This is a genomic window from Gordonia sesuvii, assembly GCF_036350415.1.
GTDB classification, from domain to species: domain Bacteria; phylum Actinomycetota; class Actinomycetes; order Mycobacteriales; family Mycobacteriaceae; genus Gordonia; species Gordonia sesuvii.
Map to the genome: position 1 here is coordinate 299,490 of NZ_JAZDUF010000003.1, position 15,240 is coordinate 314,729.

14 protein-coding genes are annotated in these 15,240 nt (G+C 66.6%); 3 read left to right on the forward strand and 11 right to left on the reverse strand.

Features of this window, described 5'->3' with window-relative positions; genetic code table 11:
- Nucleotide 1: 1 nt before the first annotated feature.
- The 7 genes from VZC37_RS12195 to VZC37_RS12225 all read right to left on the reverse strand — a co-directional run bounded on the left by VZC37_RS12195 (nucleotide 2) and on the right by VZC37_RS12225 (nucleotide 8,658).
- The gene (locus VZC37_RS12195) at nucleotides 2–1,120 is read right to left on the reverse strand and encodes an AraC family transcriptional regulator (protein ID WP_330432784.1); all 1,119 of its coding nucleotides are present in this window, start codon (nucleotides 1,118–1,120) and stop codon (nucleotides 2–4) included.
- A complete protein-coding gene (locus VZC37_RS12200) occupies nucleotides 1,117–2,148 on the reverse strand; it encodes a helix-turn-helix domain-containing protein (protein WP_330432785.1) in 1,032 nt (343 codons plus the stop codon). Before VZC37_RS12200 ends, VZC37_RS12195 begins: the two co-directional genes overlap by 4 nt.
- Nucleotides 2,149–2,208: 60 nt before the next feature.
- Nucleotides 2,209–2,922: a hypothetical protein gene (locus VZC37_RS12205; protein ID WP_330432786.1), complete on the reverse strand. Its 714-nt coding sequence runs from the start codon at nucleotides 2,920–2,922 to the stop codon at nucleotides 2,209–2,211.
- Between the two features lie 147 nt (nucleotides 2,923–3,069).
- The gene (gene gad, locus VZC37_RS12210) at nucleotides 3,070–4,479 is read right to left on the reverse strand and encodes a glutamate decarboxylase (protein ID WP_330432787.1); all 1,410 of its coding nucleotides are present in this window, start codon (nucleotides 4,477–4,479) and stop codon (nucleotides 3,070–3,072) included.
- A gap of 69 nt (nucleotides 4,480–4,548) precedes the next feature.
- Nucleotides 4,549–6,513, reverse strand: a complete 1,965-nt coding sequence (locus tag VZC37_RS12215) for a YhgE/Pip domain-containing protein (protein WP_330432788.1) — start codon at nucleotides 6,511–6,513, stop codon at nucleotides 4,549–4,551.
- A 1-nt stretch (nucleotide 6,514) separates the two neighbouring features.
- Nucleotides 6,515–7,276 carry an ATP-binding cassette domain-containing protein gene (locus VZC37_RS12220; protein WP_330432789.1) on the reverse strand — a complete coding sequence of 254 codons (762 nt, stop codon included), beginning with the start codon at nucleotides 7,274–7,276 and terminating at the stop codon, nucleotides 6,515–6,517.
- Between the two features lie 101 nt (nucleotides 7,277–7,377).
- Nucleotides 7,378–8,658 (reverse strand): metal-dependent hydrolase family protein, encoded by a 1,281-nt coding sequence (locus VZC37_RS12225; RefSeq protein ID WP_330432790.1) that lies wholly within the window; start codon nucleotides 8,656–8,658, stop codon nucleotides 7,378–7,380.
- Between the two features lie 555 nt (nucleotides 8,659–9,213).
- On the opposite strand from VZC37_RS12225, the gene VZC37_RS12230 reads away from it, so the two are divergent.
- Nucleotides 9,214–9,954: an aspartate/glutamate racemase family protein gene (locus VZC37_RS12230; protein ID WP_330432791.1), complete on the forward strand. Its 741-nt coding sequence runs from the start codon at nucleotides 9,214–9,216 to the stop codon at nucleotides 9,952–9,954.
- A 4-nt stretch (nucleotides 9,955–9,958) separates the two neighbouring features.
- Here VZC37_RS12230 and VZC37_RS12235 read toward each other — a convergent pair whose 3' ends face one another.
- Together VZC37_RS12235 and VZC37_RS12240 are read right to left on the reverse strand one after the other, a co-directional pair.
- Nucleotides 9,959–11,137, reverse strand: coding sequence for a CynX/NimT family MFS transporter (locus tag VZC37_RS12235; protein WP_330433135.1), 1,179 nt, complete (start codon nucleotides 11,135–11,137; stop codon nucleotides 9,959–9,961).
- Between the two features lie 50 nt (nucleotides 11,138–11,187).
- The gene (locus tag VZC37_RS12240; protein ID WP_330432792.1) at nucleotides 11,188–11,868 is read right to left on the reverse strand and encodes a FadR/GntR family transcriptional regulator; all 681 of its coding nucleotides are present in this window, start codon (nucleotides 11,866–11,868) and stop codon (nucleotides 11,188–11,190) included.
- 162 nt (nucleotides 11,869–12,030) lie between these two features.
- Here VZC37_RS12240 and VZC37_RS12245 point away from each other — a divergent pair, with 162 nt between their 5' ends.
- Together VZC37_RS12245 and VZC37_RS12250 are read left to right on the forward strand one after the other, a co-directional pair.
- Entirely contained in the window at nucleotides 12,031–12,756 is a 726-nt protein-coding gene (locus tag VZC37_RS12245; protein ID WP_330432793.1) for a DsbA family protein, read from the forward strand.
- A gap of 25 nt (nucleotides 12,757–12,781) precedes the next feature.
- The gene (locus VZC37_RS12250) at nucleotides 12,782–13,432 is read left to right on the forward strand and encodes a vitamin K epoxide reductase family protein (RefSeq protein ID WP_330432794.1); all 651 of its coding nucleotides are present in this window, start codon (nucleotides 12,782–12,784) and stop codon (nucleotides 13,430–13,432) included.
- 24 nt (nucleotides 13,433–13,456) lie between these two features.
- Here VZC37_RS12250 and VZC37_RS12255 read toward each other — a convergent pair whose 3' ends face one another.
- Together VZC37_RS12255 and mftG are read right to left on the reverse strand one after the other, a co-directional pair.
- Nucleotides 13,457–13,885 (reverse strand): PPOX class F420-dependent oxidoreductase, encoded by a 429-nt coding sequence (locus VZC37_RS12255; RefSeq protein ID WP_330432795.1) that lies wholly within the window; start codon nucleotides 13,883–13,885, stop codon nucleotides 13,457–13,459.
- 9 nt (nucleotides 13,886–13,894) lie between these two features.
- A complete protein-coding gene (gene mftG / locus VZC37_RS12260; RefSeq protein ID WP_330432796.1) occupies nucleotides 13,895–15,238 on the reverse strand; it encodes a mycofactocin system GMC family oxidoreductase MftG in 1,344 nt (447 codons plus the stop codon).
- Nucleotides 15,239–15,240: the final 2 nt, after the last annotated feature.

Sequence of the window (15,240 nt, forward strand, 5' to 3'; positions counted from 1 at the left end):
ACTACAGGCAGACTTCGCCCGGTCCGAGAGGTTCGCTGTCCCACTGCTCGCCGGGCGGCTGCGAGCGGAACTCGGCCGGCGTGACGCCGGTCCGGTCACGGAACCGGTTACGCATCGTGGACGTCGAGGAGAACCCCGCGGCCCGAGCGACCTCGGACATCGACATGTCCGGCCGGTCGGTCAGCAATGCCCGCACTTCCGCCACTCTCCGGTCGGCGATGACGTCGGACGGCGTGGTGCCGCTTCCCGCGAAGTGTCGATAGAACTGGCGGCGGCTGAGGTGGAGTTCGCGTGCCACGTCCGGTGCCGCGAAGTCCGGGTCGCGGAATCGACGTTCCACGAGTTCGCGGGTGCGTTCTCGGATCGACCGGGTGGTCTCGACAAGCGAGTGCGCCCGATAGGACTGCTGGGCCAGAACCGATGTCACCAGTCCGATGACCGCCCGCTGGGCCGCATCGGTGGTTCGTTCCGAGGTGACGCGTGTCGATGGCGTCTGTCCGAACCGTCGCAGGAAGGTGGTTGTGGCCCGGACCAGCGCGGTGTCGGCCGATATCGGGGACAGCCGGCGTAGGACACCTGCCGACTCGCGGCCGAGCGCGGCGATCGGGACCGTGAGCATCACGGTCTCGCAGACATCGGTCACCGACATCTCAGCGGGCTCGGCACTGCTCAGGATGACCAGTTGCCCGGCGCGGAAAGTCTGGTCCGGCCGCCCCGGCATCGTGAGCCGCCCCCCGGATGAGGGAATGAGCAGGACCAGTTCGGCATCGGCGGGTTCGACCACCTCGTTGGTGGAGCGGAGCACCGAGCACGGCGTCGCGATGCAATCGACGATCGTGATCGCACCGACGCGACGTGAGTGGACGATCGCGTCGAACCCCGCCGAGTCGGTCGAGGTGACATGCAGGGTGCCGAGAAAGTCGGCGAGGCCACGAGAACCGCGGAAGCGATGCACTTCGTCTCCCGAGTCGGCACCGACGAACCTGGCCTGCCACCGATCCACCCGCTCCCGCGCGAGCCCCGGCCGGGTGAGAGTCGAGCCTGCGGCGGACGCGAAGTACGGCGGCACGGCATGTGACGCAACGAATTGTCGACGCGGGCCGCCGTAGACTTCGGTCACCTGGGGCCGTCCCCACAGAGTTGATGTGGGGGCACGTCGGCCATCTGGCGACGGTATTCGTCGGGCGTCATCCCGAACTTGGCCCGGAATCGGTTGCGCAAGGTCGCCGCCGAGGAGAACCCGGCCGACTCGGCGATCCCCTCGAGACGTACCCGGTCACCTTGTGCGAGCAGGGCGCGAGCGAATTCGAGTCGTCGGTCCGCGATCATCTCGGTCAGGGAGAGGTCATGACCCTCCAGTCCTCGGTAGAGGTTTCGTCTACTGATGTGGAGGCGTTGGGCCACCACCTCTGGACCGAATGTCGGGTCGCGGAAGTTACGCTCGATCAGGTCGTCGACGGCTTCTCGCAGAAACAGCGGGTTCTCACGGAGATCGTTGTCCTGCGGACTGTCCTGTTCCAACATGGCGCGGACGACGTCGATGACCGCGAGCTCGGTGTCGAGGTCAACGTCGGCGCCACCGAAGGCGGTGTCCCGGGCGATTCGGACGATCAAACCGGCACACGAGCGCGTGAGCAGGGTGTCCGGGGGTACGGGCGCTACCGTTGCGCCCCCGGCGATGTCGCCGCCCACCAGCTCGCTCGGCACCCAGATGCCGGTCGCGTCTGTCACGCCATGGGTGGTCAGGTCGTACGGGATGCGACTGTCGGTGACGGTGAGCTGCCCGGGCCGAGAGACGAAGTCGCGGTTGTTGGCGGTTCCGGTCGTACTGCCCATCGTCTGCACCGCGACGATGAGGAAGTTCGACGGGTACTCACGAATGTGGTGTGCGGTCCGCCTGGTGCGGACCGCGGTCTGCAGGATGCTGAACGCGATGAGGTTCGACATCGGGCGCCAGAGGGCGAGCTGCTCGAAATCGTCCGGCTCACCCGCATCGAGGTCGACGAATTCTGCATACGTCTCGATGCCGTGCCGGCCGCGGGTCCGGACCTGTCGGGACCGATTGGTCCCCAACCGCTCACCGGCACCGTTCACACGCCACCAACGATCGATGATCGCTGGGTCGAGCCCGGATTGGGGGACGGTCACGAGGGTTCCTTCGTCAGTGTGCCCCCCGACCCACGGATGATCATCGCACTCCCTTGCAGATCATGGATTGGGACTTTGGTCCCGATTCTTGGAATTCGCATCGATTGCCGACACCGGGTAAACGATCAACGAGGCAATGAAAAAGCAGAGTGCACCGACGAATGTCCCCAGATTGGCGAGAAGCGCATCGACCGTGACGCCACTCGTTGTTATATATGCGCCGACGGCGGACACACCGAAAGCCACACAGCCGAGCATGTTGATCTGTCCCGACCACCAATCGCGACGGTTGGGCGCCCACGCGCGGTCACTGCGCGTATACGCGATCAACACGAAGAAACCGCTGATGAGGAAGGCAACGGAGCCTTCTGCGTTGGGCGTCCAAACGAGATGTTTCTGTGCTGCGATCGTATGTGCCTGTAGTGCTGCGCCGGTGCTGACATTGAACAACAAGGTGCCGACGAACTGGGTTGCGGCTGCCAGCCATTCGGCCCGCACCATCGTTCCCGGAGAATAGGACACCGGAACCGTTACCGGCCCACTGGTGACGAGTTGAATGAACGCGGCGAAGGTGAAGAACCACGCGCCGACAAAGAAACACAGGTTCGCCGCCGACGCGCCCATCATGCCGGCCAATCCCGGCGCCGATCCCGCAGCGAACAGCGCAGAGCCGATCATGAAGCCCATGCACTGCTTGTTCGGTGTCGGCGTGAGAATCCGCCCGGACCAGGTCGGCGCCGACGACCCCGAGCGGCCGGCGGTGGCGTCAGTCATCGCCACCTCGCGTGTCGGACGGGGTGGGCATCATCGGTCTCCTGCCGTAACGGCCGTGGGGCGGACGCGGGTCCCGCGCGAGAAGGTTTCGACCCCGCGAGCCGATGTGACTCGCGAGGGCGAAATCTCGCGCGTGGTGATGTCGGATCAGTGATGGAAGTGGGAACCGGTCCCCTCGCGAGGCATCGGAGCCTCGAGGTTTTCGAGGAAGGCGACCTCACTTTCGAGGTCGCGCAACAGTGCGTCGGCCAGGTCCCGACTCAGTCCGGCTCGAACGACGATCCGCTGCAGCGTCAGATCCGCGAGGTCGTCGGCCATCGGATAGGCCGGCACCAGCCATCCCTTCATCCGCAGCCGGTCCGAGAGGTCGAACAGCGTCCATTTGTCGGTGTAGCCGGCTTTCAGCTTCCAGGCGAACACGGGGATGGTGTCTCCCTTGCTGACCAGATCGAACGGCCCGATCTCGGCGATCGCCGACGACAGGTATTGCGCCACGTCCAGTGACCCCTGCTGCACCTGCCGGTAGCCCTCGCGGCCCAGTCGGAGGAATTGGTAGTACTGCAGCAGTACCTGCGCGCCGGGACGGGAGAAGTTCAGCGCGAGGGTGGGCATGTCGCCCCCGAGGTAGCTGCAGTGGAAGATCATGCTCTCCGGCAACGCGTCGGTGTCGCGCCAGATGATCCAGCCCAGGCCCGGGTACACCAGCCCGTACTTGTGCCCGGAGGTGTTGATGGACACCACGCGCGGCACGCGGAAGTCCCACTCCAGGTCGGGCTGGCAGAACGGCGCGATCATGGCGCCCGACGCACCGTCGACGTGGATCTTGACGTCGAGACCGGTCTTCTCCTGGATCTCGTCGAGCTTGGCCGAGATCTCCTTGACCGGTTCGTAGAGACCGTTGTAGGTGACACCCATGATGGCGACGACGCCGATGGTGTTCTCGTCGACGTAGCTCTCGAGGTCGTGGCCGTCGAGCAGGATGTGCTCCTCGCTCACCGGAACCCAGCGCGGCTCCACCTCGAAGTAGTTGAGGAACTTCTCCCAACACACCTGAACGGCGGTGGACAGCACCAGGTTCGGCTTCTCGATGGACTTGCCCTCGGCCTTACGTCGGGCCTGCCAATGGCGCTTGAGGGCGAGACCACCGAGCATCGCGGCCTCCGACGAACCGATGGTCGACGTCCCGATCGAGTTGTCCACGTCCGGAACATGCCAGAGGTCGGCGATGATCTTCCAGCACCGGTCCTCGATCGCCGCGGTCTGCGGATACTCGTCCTTGTCGATCATGTTCTTGTCGTACGTCTCGGCGTACAGCTTGTTCGCCTCGTCGTCCATCCAGGTGGACACGAAGGTGGCGAGGTTCAGCCTTGCGTTGCCGTCGAGCATCGCCTCGTCGTGCACGATCTGATACGCGGTCTCCGGCAGGCTCATGTCCTCCGGGATGGTGAACTTCGGGAGTTCGGTCGCTTCTCCGGGTCGCACGAAAACCGGGTTGAGGTTCAGCGTGTCACCGATGTTGGTGGTGGCACGGGCGTTCGTGTGCGAGCGATCGGTCATTGGTACCTCCATAGGTCAGGTGTCGGGATCAGGTCGGATCGGGAGACGGTTCGGCTACATGACGGCCCACTAGACTTCGACCGGCGGGTAGAGCCGATCCATGTTGTACTGCCGGTTTCGGCGGGCAGCCCAGGTCGAGATGGCCAGGAACACCACCGTCAGCACCGACAGCACCGCCACGGCGATCCACAGTCGGTGGTCGACGCCGCCCACGGTCAACTGTCGTAAGCCGTTGACCGTGTACGTCATCGGGTCAACCCAGTGGATGTACTGGAACGGTGCGGTCGTGGTGGGCACGGGATAGATTCCTCCCGCCGAGGTGAGCATGACCATCAGGAAGGCCAGCGTCACCACCCTGCCGACGGCAGGTCCGAACACGGCGTTGAGCATCTGGATCATCGCGAGGAACACGGCGACCATGAGCAACATGAACGCGAACGTCGCCACGGGATAGGCCGGCCGGAGGCCCACGGCGAACACCACGACCAGGTACAGGATGGTCGCCTGCAGGAAACCCACGAAGAACGTCGGCGCGAAGGATGCCAGCACCGCCCGCAACGATCCGAGGCCCTGCGCGATGGGCCGGGACTGCAACGGCGTGAACAACATCCAGGCGATGATGCTGCCCACGAACAGCGCCAGACCGAGGAAGAAGGGGGCGAATCCGGTGCCGAACGTCTTCGCCTCGTTGAGCGTGTTCTCCTCCAGCACCACCGGCTGACCCAACGTCTTGGCGAGCGCTGTGCGCTGGTCGGCAGACCAGTGCGGCACCGCTCGGACGCCTTCGTCGACCTGTCCGGCGAGCTCACTCGTCCCGGCCGCGAGCTGCTCTGTGCCCGAGGACAACTGATCGGCACCATTGCTCAGCTCGACCAGTCCGGTACTCAATTGGGTCGCGCCCGAACTGAGTTCGTCCGCAGCTCCGCGCGCTGCGACGATGTCGGACTGCAGGCCGCCGTTCTGCAACAGCCCCATGGCGATCCGCACCGGGCTCTGCGGGTTGCCGAGTTGCTGGGACAGCGCGGCGGAGTCCGCCCGGATCTGGGCGAGTCGGTTGTTCGCCTCGGGTCCGAGGCCTTGCGTCCTCAGCGCGCTCTGCGCCGGTGCCAGTACGTCGGCAAGCCGACGGATGTTCGGATCCGAGCTGGCACGCAGTTGGGTGACGACCGACGACACCGCCTGGGATGCCTGCGACTGCGTGTTCTGCGCGGCGCCCAGCTGATCGGCCACCGCGCTGGTGCCCGACCCGAGCCGGTTCACCAGTGCGGTCATCTCGGCGGGCGACATCCCCCCACCGCCACCCGAGTTCAGCGCCGCGAGCACCGGATCGGTGGCGCGCACCACCGCGTCGTCAAGGGTGTTGAGTCCACCGGCGAGTTCGGCGGCGCCGTCCTTCGCGGTGACCAGATTGGTGGCGAGCTCGCCGGCGCCGGTGTTCGCCTGCTGCATGCCGGTGTTCAGCTCGTCCACCCCGGCCTTCGCCTGCTCCAGTTTGGGCATCAGTCCGGTGACGTCGTTGATCACGATGTCGAAGGTCGTGGCACCCACCTGGGCGCCGACCTGATTGACCACCTGTTCGGCGGCATCCTGACCCATCACCGTCGAGAGGTAGTTGTTCGCATCGTTGTAGGTGAAGATCAACTGTGCCGAACGCGCGTCACCGCTTGCCGGAGAGGCGATGTCGGCGCTGAATTCCTCGGGCAGGGTGATGGAGAAGTAGTAGGTGCCGTGTTCGACGCCGTCGGCTGCCTCCTCCGGAGACACCACGTGCAGGTCGAGCTGGTCGGAGGAGATGAGTCCGTCGGCCACCTGCTTGCCGGCGTCGAGAGGCTGCCCCTGAACGGTCGCTCCGCGGTCCGAATTGACCAGGGCGACCGGGATCTTGTTGACGGCGTCGAACGGATTCCAGAATGCCCACAGGTACAGCGCGCCATACATGAGCGGCATCAACACGATGACGATGAGCGCCAGACGCGGCATGCGGCCGCGGTAGTAACGCTTGAAATCGCTGCCCGGCGAAAACGCAGCAAGCATGTCAGAGAATCCGTTCCTGTTGTTCCAGCATCGCGAACTCGTTGTCGGTGAGGTTCTCGACGCGAATCACCTCACGGACACCGGCACCCGGGTGGACACCGTTGACGTCGGCGGTGATGACCGTCTGCTCGGCACCGAGCGCAACGAGGCGCTCGGTGAGGATGCGCGTGCTGTCGATACGGGACAGGCGATCGACACCGCCCACCACCAGCAGCGGCGGCCGATGCACGTTGGCCACGGCGATCCGGAAGAGGCTCGCGGTCAGTTCGGGGAGTTCCTCGACGAATGCGTCCATCGACGGCAACGCCAGATCACCGAAGACCGGGCGGCAGATCCGCTCCAGGTCCTCCTGCCGGGATTGCCGAACCCACTTGTACCACGGTGCACGCCAACGGATCTGCTCGGTGACGACGTCGTGCACCCGGATGGCCTGCTCGATGCCGTCGACCTCGTCGATGTCGGCGATCGCGGCGCGGGCGAAGAGGTGATGCGCATCGTTGGTGCGGCCGAATGCGGTCAGGTCCCCCGACGAGGGCTTCATCCGACCGGCGAGGGTGAGCAGCAACGCGGTTCGGCCGCGGCCACCCGAACCGACCAGTACCGTGACCCCGCCTTCGGCGACTCGCAAGCTGGTCGGGCCGAAGATGTGACCCCAGGATGCACGGACCTCGATGTCCTCGGCCACGAGCAGGACGCCGTCCCCCGGTGCGTCGTGCACCCCGTCGCCGCTGTTCGGGTCCGACCGGTCGTCGGTCGTGGTCATGGTCGCTCCTCGATGTCGCCGGCACATGCGGGCGTGATGGCCGCCCGATCCGGACGCGGCCGTGCAGAGATGGTCAGTGGGGTCGAACTCGACCGCATCGGTCAGAGGGTGTTCTTGAAGATCTGGCCGCCTTTGATGATCAGCTTCAGATTGGTGTCGGGGTCCGAGAGCACCGACAGGTCGTCGAGCGGGTTTCCGTCCACCAGCAGGACGTCGGCCCATGCATCGGGCGCGACGACACCGAGGCGAGCGGCGCCATACGGGTTGCGATCGCCGGCCATCTCGAAGAGCTCCGCGTTGCCCGAGGTGAGCATCCGCAGCGACTCGGCGTTGGAGTAGAACTCACCCATGCGCGCGGCCATGACGCTCTGCCTCGCCGCCGACTGCGGCTCGAGGAGCAGGTCGGTGCCGAAGGCCACCTTCACGCCGTACTTCTTGGCCCACGAGTACACGTCCTCGGTTCCGTGGCAGATCTGCCGGTTCTTCTCCGCCCGATCGGGATCCGGATAGTGATGGTCGTCTTCGGCAAACGGCTGCATCGACAGCCAGATGCCTTTCTCGCCGATCAGTGCGACGGTCGACTCGTCGGCGAGGTGGCCGTGCTCGATCGATCGGACCCCGGCCTCGATCGCACGCCGGATGCCGGGCACCGTGTACACATGAGTCGCGACGTACGTGCCGTAGTCCTCGGCCGCGTTCACCGCCGCACGCATCTCGTCGGGCGTGAACTGAAGGGTGTACAGCGGGTCGTACATCGATGCCGCCCCACCCCCGATGGTGAGCTTGATCTGCGACGCGCCTTTGCGGAGTTGCTCACGCACCGCCGTGAGAACCCGCTCCACGCCGTCGACGGTCCGGGTGAACCCGATCGAGTCGGTGCGGCTCGGCCCACCGCCGAACGCATATGGCGTCTCGTAGACGAACGCGAAGTCACCGTGGCCGGAGGTCTGGGAGATCATCGCCTGACTCGGAAAGATGCGCGGCCCCTCGAAATCACCCCGGTCGATCACTGTCTTCAGTGGCGCGGTGTCCCCACCCATGTCCCGGACCGAGGTGAAACCCCGATACAGCATGCGCTTGGCCTCTGCGAGCGTGTTTGCCACGAGCAGCCCGGTCGCACCCATCACGAAGTCGAGGTAGCTGTTCGCGTTGCCCATCAGGTGGACGTGCGCGTCGGTCAATCCCGGCATCAGGAACCGGCCACCGCCATCGATCTCGACGGTGTCGGTGCCGGGCGCATCGCCGATCGGGGACTGGGACACCGCTGCGATCCGGTCGCCCTCGATGAGGACGTCGCGTGCGTCGGTGGCGGTGTCGGACAGCCCGTCGAACACGCTCACATTTCGGATCACCAACCGTGAGTTCGGTGTACTTCGTGACATGAGCTGAAAGCTAGGTCAAACCGAACTCCGGTGTCCAAGTGACGATGTGCCAGTCAGAAACGTCGTCGAACCGACCCACTCCGGCGCGTTGCGGACCGTCGGCGAACTTCCTCCGCGAAGACCTGATCCGCTGGTGGAGAGCCATTTTCGGGTGCGCTCGTCCACTCGGGCGGCCGATGATCGGTCCGGGAGCCGCCGGCGGGTCACGTTTCGGGCCAACTCTTCTGCATATCACCGTGCGGCGTGGCCATCACAGCGAAGGAACGAATTCGTGCACCAGTCGGCACGATCTGGCGCCCGCACCTCGATGCCTCGGCGTCCTGCCGGACGTGGGATGGCACGGATTTGCACATAGTGCGACACCGCATCGGCCGGGCCGCGTCCGGAACCGTTCCAACAGTGTGACCCTGTATCCGGGTGAACAAACCTGTATCCGGCCGAGGCACTCTCCGGAATATATGGGAGCGTTAATTCCCGGGTAACAATCGATTCCTACCGTAGTGTCGGCGGCCCGTACCCCGCCGGCGAGCACCGAGGCGACGTGAGGAGACGCCGATGCGCATCTGCGTCATCAATCCGAACACCTCGTCGGCGATGACCGACATCATCGCGACCGCGGCTCGGTCGGTTGCGCGTCCCGATTGCGAGATCGTCGCCGTCACGTCGTCGATGGGTCCGGCGTCGATCGAGAGTCACTACGACGAGGCCCTCGCCGTTCCCGGCCTGCTTCGCGCCATCGCCGAGAATCCCGACTGCGACGGTTACCTCATCGCGTGCTTCGGCGATCCCGGCCTCGATGCCGCCCGTGAGGTCGCCGCTGCCCCCGTTCTCGGTATCGCCGAAGCCGCGATGCACCTCGCCGGCCCGTTGGGACGCAGCTTCTCGGTGGTCACGACCTTGCACCGAACCATCGGCCGCGCAACCGATCTGGTCGACCACAACGGTTTCGCCGGACGGTGCGCCGGTATCCATGCCTGCGACATCCCGGTACTCGAACTCGAGACCAATCCGGCCACCGCCGAGATCCTCGAGAAGGCGTGCCGGGAGGCGTTGCACACCGATGGCTCGGACGCGATCGTCCTCGGATGCGCGGGAATGGCCGACCTCGCCCACCGGATCGGTGACGAGATCGGTGCACCGGTCGTCGACGGTGTGGCAGCGGGGGTGGGCATGCTCACGTCGATGGCCGCGATGGGTCTGCGGACCGGGACGGCGTCGGGTGAGTTCCGCCCACCGCCGGCGAAGGAGTACTCCGGCATCCTGCGCGACTTCGGGATCGGCCGACCGGGCAGCTGACCGGTCAGAGCACCATCTTGACGTCGCGCGCCGCCCACAGCGCGGCCACCCCCTGCGGGATCAATGCCAGCCCGAGCGCACCCATCGCGAACGACCATGACCCGGACAGGTCGTGCAGCCCGCCGATGAGGATGGGCCCCACCGCCGCGACGACGTACCCGATCGACTGGGCCATACCCGACACCTGACCGGTGACTGCCGTCGAGGGACTGCGCAACACCATGAACAGCAACGCGAGACTGATCGATGCACCGGGGCCGAACATGACCAGCATGACCCACAGCGTGGTGAGGTGGTCGGTACCGAGCAATCCGACGAAACCGGCGGCGCACAGGGAGATCACCGCGAGGGTCACCAGGCGCTGATCGGCCCACCGCCCCGCGACGATGGGAACCACCAACCCCGCGACCAACGCCATCGCCTGACCCGTCGCCAGGATCGCGCCGGCCTGTGCCGCCGTCCGGCCGTCCTCGAGCAGGTATTGCGGAAGCCACGCACTGAACGTGTAGAACACCAGCGACTGCGAACCCATGAACACCGTGATGGCCCAGGCGATCGGGTTGCGCAGCAACGATCCCGACGGTCCGGAGGCAACCACCCGATGAGTCGTCGACAGCTGCGGAATCCACACGACCAACGCCAGGACCGCCAGCAATCCCCACGACGCGAGAGTGACCTGCCAGTCGCCGCCGAGGCGCTGGTCGATCGGGACGGTCAGCCCCGCTGCGACGGCCGCGCCACCGGACAGGGTCATCGAGTACAGGCCGGTCATCAGTCCCGAGCGATGCGCGAAGTCACGTTTGACCAACGCCGGCAACACCACGTTGCACACGCCGATCGCGGCTCCGATCACCGCCGACCCGACGAACAGGCAGGCGACATCGGGGATGAAGCGCAGACCCATTCCCCCGATCAACACGATCAGCGCACCGAACACCGTTCGCTCGATACCGAACCGCGCCGCCAGTTTCGGGGCGAACGGTGCGCTCAGGCCGAAGAAGAGAATAGGCAACGCGGTGAGCATCCCGGCCAGCGCACTGCCGAAGCCGAGATCCGCCATGATCTCGTCGACGAGAGGCGCCACCGACACCACCGCGGGCCGGAGATTGGCGGCCACCAGCATGATGCCGAGTGCCGAGACGATGGTGCCGACGGATCGCGCCCGGTTCGGTGGCGCCGACATCGCACCGCGTGTGTCGGCGATCTGCGGGTCACGCGCCGACGAACCGTCGGTCATGCGCCGAGGCCCCGACGAGCGTCATCGAGGTAGGAGCGAACGGCCGCGCGCGCCGCATCGGCATCACCGGCTGCCAGTGCGTCCACCAGTTCATGATGGCCGCGCGGAAGGGTCCCCTCGGCGACGCTCGGGTCGACGACGGCGCGGTGTGTCCGCACCATGACCTCGACGATCCCGCCGTAGAGCTCGGCCAGCAGACCGTTGCCGGACGCGGCCACCACCGCGGTGTGAAATGCGATGTCCGCGTCGGCATATGACTGTGTGTCACCCGACGCCAGGGCGCGTTCCGCCCGGTCGAGCAGGGCACGTAGGTCCTCGATCTGCCGGCCCGTGACCTGAATGGCCGCCGCGGCGGCGGCCTCCACCTCGATCGCGCGACGGGCCACCAGCAGCTCCCGATGGGCTTCGTCCGATACGCAACGCCCGATGGCCGCGGCCAGCCCGTTGACGCTGCGGACATAGGTTCCGTCGCCGCGGCGTGGCACCAGCATCCCGGAGTGTTCGAGCGCTCGCACCGCTTCCCGGATCGTGTTGCGGCCGACTCCGAACTGTTCCACCAATTGCGGCTCGGGCGGGATTCGCTCACCGACCGGCCACTGGCCGCTGCGGATCAGTTCGTGCATGCGTCCGACCACGAGCTCGCTGGTGCGTGCCGGCGGGACGATGAGGTCGGCCATACAAACAACCTAACATCCCATGTTTGAGGCGGGTTAAGGATACTGTGAGGTCGACCAAGTAGCCTGTTTCGGGAAGTCCCTGCGCGACGCGGCCGCACGTCGGCCGCCCGTTCGCCAGGGTCTGCACAACCGTCCATCGAACAGCGAAGGCTTCAGCACCCCATGGCCCAGAACTCGAAGAAGGTCATCGTCGACCCCCGCAAGGCGGAGAAGCGCCGATCCATGCTCATCCGTATCGGGGCAGCCGTCGCGTTGATCGCGATCGCCGTGGGCATCGGGCTCTGGGCTGTGCTGTCGAACGAATCCAGCACCGGCAGCGCCTCGGAGGTGACGGTCGCCACCGACGACAACGCCTTCCGCGTGACCGGTGCCCCTGCCGGTAGCACACCGCCCGCGGTGGTGACGGTGATCGAGGACTTCCAGTGCCCGGCCTGCGCACAGTTCGAGCAGCAGTTCGGCCCGGTGCTCGCCGAACTGCGGGAGAATCCGAACGTGGCCGTCGACTACACGCCGATCGCGATCCTGGATCGCATGTCGAGCACCGACTACTCGACCCGGGCCGCCAACGCCTCGGCATGCGTGGCCGAGTCGACCGCCCAGAACGGCGACTTCACCACGTGGCTCCAGTTCCACGATAAGCTCTACGCCCAGCAGCCCTCCGAAGGCGGCGCCGGACTGACCGACGACCAGCTGAACAACCTCGCCACCGAGGCCGGCGCGAGCAACGTCCGCCAGTGCATCGATGACCGTCAGTTCGAGGACTGGGTCGCCGACACCACCCAGTCGGCCGGCGCGACGTCCACCCCGACGGTGCGCATCAACGGCGAGGACGTCCAGCTGTCGACGCCGGAGGCCCTGCGCGACGCCGTTCTCGCCGCCACCAACTGAGCCCGCCACCGGAGATCACCGCATCATGACCGACACCACCGACCACCGCGACGGCACGACGGCTCACCCCGAGGACGCCGAGGAGCCCTCGGCGCCGCGGGGGTGGGCGTCCGTCGTTCCCGCCTCCCGGCCGGTCGGTGTCGCCATGTTGCTCGCCGGCGCCATCGGGCTGCTGGCAGCCGCGACCCTCACCGTCGAGCGTTTCCATCTGCTGGTCGATCCGAACTACACACCGAGTTGCAGCATCAACCCGGTCCTCTCGTGCGGCTCGGTGATGGTCACCGACCAGGCGGCGATCTTCGGCTTTCCCAATCCGCTGATCGGCATCGCCGCGTTCTCGGTCATCGTGGTCACCGGAGTGCTCGCGACCGCGGGAATCGCTCTGCCCCGGTGGTATTGGCTCGGTCAGACGGTCGGCACGCTCGCCGGGTTCGTGATGGTCAACTGGCTCGCCTACCAGAGCCTGTACTCGATTCACGCCCTGTGCCCCTACTGCATGGTGGTGTGGGTCGTGACGCCGCTCATCCTCGTCCTCAGTGCGGGCCGGGTTCTCGGATCTTCGCGTGTCGCAAGCGAGGTCCGGGGATGGCTCTGGGTGCTGCTGCCGGTCTGGTACGTGATCGTGATCGTCGCGATCGGGGTCGAGTTCTGGGACTACTGGTCGACCCTGATCTGAGTACCGGACCTCGGCCGGTGACGGTCAGCCCGACACGTCGAGATGGGCGATGACCTTGGTCGGCTCGATCCAGACGACGAGTTCGCCGGGCACGCCGTTGCGTTCGCCGAATTCCTCGGCCCGGTCGGCTCCCATGTACCGAGCGCCGCATGCGGTGGCGATCCGCCGGACCTCGGCGAGATCGTCGCCGGTGACCGCACGGCCCTGGATCTGCACGAATGCGTAGGGCGGTGCGGGTAGGTCGACGGTCAGCACCACGCGCGGATCCCGGCCGATCGCACGGCCTTTCGCGGTCGTCGCCCCGGTGTTGAACGCGATCCGGTCGCCGTCGAGGACGAACCAGACGGGTGCGCTCAGCGGCCTGCCGTCGGCGGCGAGAAAGGCCAGATGGCCCGTCTTGGTTCCCTCGGTGAGGAAATCACGGATCTCCGGGTCGGTGAGACTTCGACTCATGGCGCCAGCCTACGGCCCGTGACGTCGGGTAGGTATGAGCTCGTCGGCGATGCGCACCGCGACCATCATGATGGTCGCGTGCGGCCCGCTGCGGCCGGCGGTCGGCAGTATCGAGCCGTCGACGATCCGCAACCCGGCGATGCCGTCCACGCCGCCGCGCGAATCGGTTCGCTTCCCCATCGGCATGCTGCCCCACGCATGCTGCGACGTTCGGACCACGGGATCGACGGCGATCGACCCCGGTTCGACGATGTCGGCGAAGTCGTTCGATGCGAGCATGGTCGCGACCGCGTCGACTCCGCGCCCGGCCTTGTGTGCCGACGCAGGATCCATCGAACCGAGGTCGACGATCGTCCCGCTGGGCCCGGTACGGATCGAGCCGGCCGACCCCGGACGCATCACCGCCACTCCGATCGCCGGCCCGGCCGGCGGAAGACCTTTGACGTAGTTCGCCATATCGGCGCTATAGCACCGTATTTCGAGGTCGTCGGCGGTGTGGACCACCGACTGGAGCAGCGCGGTGCGGCGGTGTGCGACGACGTCGCGGCGCCGATAGTGCACCAGGATCTCGCGGTGCTCGTGAATGGGGAGTTCCCGGATACCGGCGAGTGCGCCCAGGTCCGAACGCAGCAGGATCGCGGCGGTCCCGAGCGTTCCGGCGCTCAGCACGACCTCGCCGGTCGACAGCGCCTCATCGCCGATCCGGACCCCGTCCACCCGGGTGCCCGACACGATCAGTTCCGCCACCTCCGCGTCGGTGACGACGGACAGGTTCGGGCGGTCGACGACGGGCCGTAGATACGCCTCCGCGGAGGTTCGGCGCAACCGCCCGTCCCGGTTGGACCGGACCCGATTGACGCCGGTGATCGGCCACGCGTCGCGCGGGGCGCGGACGGGAAGCTCCTTGGCCCAATAGGTTTCGAAATGCTCGACGACGTCGGCGAGTTCGTCGTCGGCGAATGCGGACACTCCCATCGTCCCGTTCGGACCGTCGAGTTCGTCGAAGGAGGTCGCGATGTCCTCGAGACCCCAATCGTCGGGCCAGCCGACGAAGTCGTCGGGGTGCCAGCGCAGGAAGTAGCCGCCATTCACCGCCGCGGAGCCACCGACGCCACGGCCGCGGACGACGCCGAGACCGGACATCTCCTCGATGTCGACGGCGTAGTCGGCCCCGCTCTCGATGGGGAGTCCGCCGAGATCCCGCACCGTCGCCGACGGCCAGGCCCGCGGACCGCGTTCCACCAGCACCACGCTGCGGGCCGGATCGCGGGACAACCGTTCGGCGATGACACAACCGGCACTGCCCGCCCCGACGATCACGACGTCTGCCGTCGTCGGCAATACCCCGCGCATCG